This is a genomic window from Spiroplasma sp. ChiS (assembly GCF_002968355.1).
Lineage (GTDB): Bacteria > Bacillota_I > Bacilli_A > Mycoplasmatales > Mycoplasmataceae > Spiroplasma > Spiroplasma citri.
Window position 1 is genome coordinate 1 of sequence record NZ_PUUH01000088.1, and the last position, 1704, is coordinate 1704.

2 pseudogenes are annotated in these 1704 nt (G+C 22.4%); one reads left to right on the plus strand and one right to left on the minus strand.

The features are described 5' to 3' along the window. A pseudogene (locus C6B38_RS03175) lies at positions 1 to 511 on the plus strand (ISNCY family transposase); the annotation flags it as partial. Between the two features lie 225 nt (positions 512 to 736). Here C6B38_RS03175 and C6B38_RS03180 read toward each other — a convergent pair. Further along, a pseudogene (locus C6B38_RS03180) lies at positions 737 to 1474 on the minus strand (IS30 family transposase); the annotation flags it as partial. Positions 1475 to 1704 lie beyond the last annotated feature (230 nt).

A 1704-nucleotide genomic window follows, 5' to 3' on the forward strand; every position in this document is an offset into this window, starting at 1 on the left:
CTCTAAAATTTTAGATTTGTCTATTCGTAGAATTGAACAATTAATGAAAATTTATGATACACAAAATATGACTTCCTTTGCCCATCATTCACGTGGTAGAACAGCATATAACAAAACAAAACCAGAAATTTGTGAAAATATTCTTAATCTTTACAAAACTAAATATATTGATTTTAATTTTATACATTTTAAAGAAAAATTACTTGAAAATGAAAAAATAAAAATTTCTTATTCAGTTTTGTACAACTTAATGTCTCTAAATCAAATAAAATCTCCTAGAAAACAGAAATTAAGAAAAAAATATAAATCACATCCTTTAAGAGAACGCCGCAAATATTTTGGGGAATTATTACAAGCTGATGTTAGTGAACATTTATGACTAGATAAATCATCCTAAAATATTTTTACATGGTGCTATTGATATGATGCAACAAATACAGTTGTTGGATTATATTTTGATTATCAAGAAACCTTAAATGGTTATTATAATATTTTATATCAAATTTGCAAAATGCAAAATGAAGTGCAACAAATCTTTATTAATTAAATAATATAATAAAAATTACAAAAATCAACCATAAATTTAAAAAAATTAAAAATATTTTAATTTTTCTTTTATTTTATCCATATTTAAACACACTAAAAAATAATTTATTAATTTTAATTAATAAATACATATCTTATTATTTTAATGACATATTTTATAATTTAATATACATTTTTAAATATTTATTGTTTATATATTCTGCAAAAACATTTCTTTAGCACTTATTCAATTTAAACACGGTCGGAGTTTTTCATTTATTACATTTTTAACTACTCAATCAATTTGTTTTTGACTAACATTATTAAAATCAGTTCCAGGAGGAAATCATTTTCTAAACTCACCATTCATATTTTCAATTAAAGGTTTTTGACGAGGTTTGCCAACATCACAAAAATATACTTGTGTTTCAGCAAATATTTCCATTTCTTGTCATTCACTAAATTCTTTACCTCTATCTGTTATTATTCCTTTTATTTTTCCAATTAAATTATTATTTATAACAATATCTTTAAACTTTTTCTCAACTTCCCTAGCAGTATGATTTTCTAATTTTATTGCAAAGTATTTTTTACTTGATTTTTCTACTAAAACTAAACAACTAGATTGATGGTTTTTTCCAACAACAGTATCCATTTCTAATCAACCAACATTAGAAACTTTATTTTCAATATCTCAAATTGACTTAAAATCAGTTAATTTACCACGATTATCAGATTTTCCTTTTGTTTTATATTTTTTACCACGATGTCGCAAATTCTGTTTTAAAAAACCATAAAAACCTAAACGAATTTATTTATACAATTTTTTAACACAAACCGGAAATTTAACACCAAATTTTAAAAAATAACGATAAATAAATTTTCTCGGAGCATCAGGATATTTATTAAGTCTAATTTTCATAAAATTAATCTGTTCTTCAGTAAATTTTGTAGAAACCACATACATTTTGTATTTTTGGTTTTTACAGTTTTGGAAAGTAAATTTTTTTAATATTTTTAATTGAGGAGTTGAAATTATGCAAACAAAGCAATATTTTATTTTGCGGTCCCTAGTGAAAAAGTATGGTAAAGATAATGTTATTAATACTGTTAATAAGATTGCAAAAGATATTGAAATTAAAAAGTAAAAGAATAAATTATTCCGCGTAATTTATTAGC